The 3,344-nt window shown below is 67.3% G+C and carries 2 protein-coding genes and 1 pseudogene; all 3 read right to left on the reverse strand.

The window, feature by feature from the left end; translation table 11 throughout:
- Positions 1–351 precede the first annotated feature (351 nt).
- Positions 352–798, reverse strand: coding sequence for a hypothetical protein (locus tag IE180_RS35735; RefSeq protein WP_190161101.1), 447 nt, complete (start codon positions 796–798; stop codon positions 352–354).
- Between the two features lie 32 nt (positions 799–830).
- Positions 831–2,372 carry a restriction endonuclease fold toxin-2 domain-containing protein gene (locus tag IE180_RS37025; protein WP_229861260.1) on the reverse strand — a complete coding sequence of 514 codons (1,542 nt, stop codon included), beginning with the start codon at positions 2,370–2,372 and terminating at the stop codon, positions 831–833.
- Positions 2,373–2,598: 226 nt separating this feature from the next.
- A pseudogene (locus tag IE180_RS37030) lies at positions 2,599–3,177 on the reverse strand (IS5 family transposase); the annotation flags it as partial.
- Between the last annotated feature and the right edge of the window lie 167 nt (positions 3,178–3,344).

Raw genomic sequence — 3,344 nt, forward strand, 5'->3', positions numbered from 1 at the left:
CGCGACTGCCGCAGCCCTCGTCATCTGGCTCCGCACATGATCGGCCGGACAAGTCCTAGCCGAGGAACGACAACCGGACCTGGCGGTCGGGATCGTCCTTGCTGGTGTCCGCCAACTTCCGTTAGGACAACCTCAGCCTATCCATACTGCACGGCGCACTGACCCAGTCGCTGAACTTCAGCAAGCAGGCGATCTTGTCGGCGCTCGGCGCAACCGGTTCCAATGGCGCCACCTGCGGACCTCAGCAGGCTTGTCGTCAGTGGCGCCGCGCGTCGGACAGTGCGGCAGCAGCTTGTCCAGGCCCTTCGCACGTCGCTCACGTGGCCATGATCCCCGTGGGCACGCCCGCTGTCAGTCCAGCCCGCCAGTGGCTTCGAGATGAGCGAGGAAAGCGGCCACCAGGCGGGGGCGGGGAACGTGGGGGACGAGCGCGTCGGGCAGGTCGGCTTCCAGGCCCCACTCCGTGTTGAAGGTGATGCCGCTGCCGTCCGGAACGATGTTGCCCCACAGCCACTTGACGAACTCCGCTGCGGCAAGGGCCGTGCAGTCCTCGACGGCGATGCCTTCCGGGAACAGCTTGGCCATGCCCTCCAGCTCGTCTTCGCCGACGGTGATGCCGAAGTGCATGACGGACCCGCGCACCGGACCTTCGTCCCCCTCATCGATACGGACGAACGTGTCAGCCTTCCGCTCGCGCAGCTTGGTCTCGATCCCCTCGTAGGTCAGTCCCCATGTGGAGCCCTCGGCGGGGCCGAAGACATACATGGTGCGGAGTCCGGCCAGTTCAGACGCGTCCACGCGCTCGCTCCCTCATCGTGTGCTGCCGTCGGTCAGGGTACGTATCGGGCGTAGCCCTTGACGCCGTAGGCCGCCATCATCACGCGCCAGTAGGCAACGGAATCAGCGTTGTTGGTGACCGTCTCCACACCCCGCATCTCCTTGTTGCGCGGGTCGTTGAGAGCGGCGTTGTACTTCATCAACTCTTTGCGGTCCTTGTCGTACAGGAAGTCCTTCTTGCCGGACTGGTGGCTGGCCCGGAGTTCGTCGAGCGAGCGGTAGCACGGCTTGTTCGGCTTGTTGACGTACTTGGCCTCGATCGCCATGCCGTCTCGGTTCCGGAAGCCGTCGACCATCAGCGTGCTGTTGGGGCTGATGCCGGGCGGAATGGGGACCTCGTACTCGGGGTATCCGGCGACCCGCTTCTGGTAGGCGACCTCGGCGGGCTTCCCGCCGGACACACCTCCGGCACGCAGGGAGTTCAGCCATGTCTGGAAGTTCTGCTGCTCAGGGGCGCTGAGGGGCGGAAAGCGCGGGTCCGGAGGTGTCGGTGGGGCTATCGGCTGTACGCGAGGACCGTTCGGCGGCCGGTAGCCCGCGGGGACCAGAAGGGGCACCCGGATCAGCGGGGCGAGGAAGGGTGGCAGGGATGGAAGAGGCAGGAACCCGCCCCCGTCCGGCTGCGGCATCGGGACCTTGGCCTGCGAGCTGTCGAGCGCCGGAGGGATGTGCCCCAGGCGCGCGATGCGCATGTCGCCGGTGACGAGCTCGTGCAGCCCGCCGTCGTGTCCCTCACCACCGAACTGCGGTCGCTCCCAGATGGCGAGCGACTCGCCGAAGAGGGGACTTTCCTCGTCCGGGATCCTCTTCAGCGCCGTTTCGATGTGATCCGCGTACGCGTCGCAGGCGTGGGCGATCATCCGGCAGGCGGACGGGAGGTTCGCCATCAGGGTCTCGTCCTCACCGACCTCGGAGGGAGGTGGGGTCTTGCCGACGAACACGGTGAAGAAGGTCTGGACGGCTGCGGCGGTCTCGCCGAGCTGCTGAGCGGTCGCGGTGCGCCAGGCGCTTTCGGAGTCCCCGTAGGCGTCATCCAGGATGCCCGCCGCCGAACGCCAGACATTGGCCGTCTTGCGGAGCTTGTCCCGCTGGCCATGGAAACGTGAGCTGAGCAGGTACTGATCGGTCCAGCTGGTCTCGCCGACGACCTCGGGCAACTCCTCGGCGTTGTGACGACCACGCGGGTTGCAGTCCGGCCTCGAAGGCTGGGCACCGATGCCGGGCGCGGTGCTCTGGCCGAGCAGGGACGCGGCGATCGCGCTCTCCTGCTTGAGGAAGTCCTCGGTGGCCTTGAGCATGGCGCCCGCGCCGTTCGCCATCACCTGGTGGGCGAGGCCGGCCGCCTCGAAGACGGCCTTCACCGCCGGCTTGTAGACAGCGGCGAAGGCCCGGCCGGCGTTGTCGTCACCCGCCATCCCGCCATGGGTGCTGAGCTCCGTGAACAGCAGGCCCAGCATGTCGTAGATCAGGTCCCGCAGCCGCACCATGGACCACGAAGCGTTGATGTAGTTCCCCGCCTTGTGCTGAAGATTCAAGACTCCCCCATGCCCTTGGCCACCAGGCTGTTCGGCGGACCGTACACGCTGGCGTCGGGAAGAGTCCCGCCACACCGGGCCCGTGGAGCATCTGTGTCCGGTTCCTGCCGAAGAGGGGCTCGGCCACTGCCGTCACATGGGCCTGATGCACTGTCAAGCCGAGTCGGCACGATCCATGCAGCCTTGGCGCCACGTTCCGTGACGTGGAACCCCTACGGCTCCTGGGCCAGCTCGTTCGCGATGCGCAGGCCCCGTCGTGCGGGACGCCGTGGCGGGCGATCACGGGTTCGACTCCGGTCGCCCAGACCAGGCGGCGTACTTGTCGTGGTCGTAGCCGCGGTCGGCAAAGAGGGTGTCGGGTCGTCTGCGGGGTCGGCCGACGAGGCCGGCGACCGACGGGATCTTGTTCAACAGCGGCATCAGCTGGGTGACGTCGTTGCGGTTCCCGCCGGTCAGCGACACCGCCAGCGGGATGCCCTGCCCGTCGACGAGGACGTGGTGCTTGCTGCGTGGACGTGCGCGGTCGACCGGGCCGGGACCGCTTTGGGGCCCCGTCGAGCTGCTTGGCCGACCGCAGTTTCTTGAGCAGGACCAGGTGCAGCTGCTCCCGCACGCCGGCCTCGTTCCAGGCGGCAAGCCGTCGCCAGCACGTCATGCCGGACCCGAAGCCCAGCTCCTGCGGCAGGTACTCCCACTGGATCCCGGTGTGCAGCACGAACAAGATCCCGCACAGAGCCTGCCGGTCGGGAACCCGCGGCCTGCCCGGAACCAGCTTCGGCGCCGGGACCGGTAGCAACGGCGCGATCAGCGATCACAGCACGATCCACCGCCGGGAGTTCCTCTTCGCCACGAACGGACCAACGAGCATCCAAGCCGACAGTCACACCATCAACGGCTTCTGTCAGGACCTCTTAGAGGTCCTAACAAAGGCGTTGGACGTGTCGGTGGGTGATGAGGCAGGTGGCGAGGCCG

Origin of the sequence: Streptomyces litmocidini, from assembly GCF_014649755.1 — a bacterium.
Classification (GTDB): domain Bacteria; phylum Actinomycetota; class Actinomycetes; order Streptomycetales; family Streptomycetaceae; genus Streptomyces; species Streptomyces litmocidini.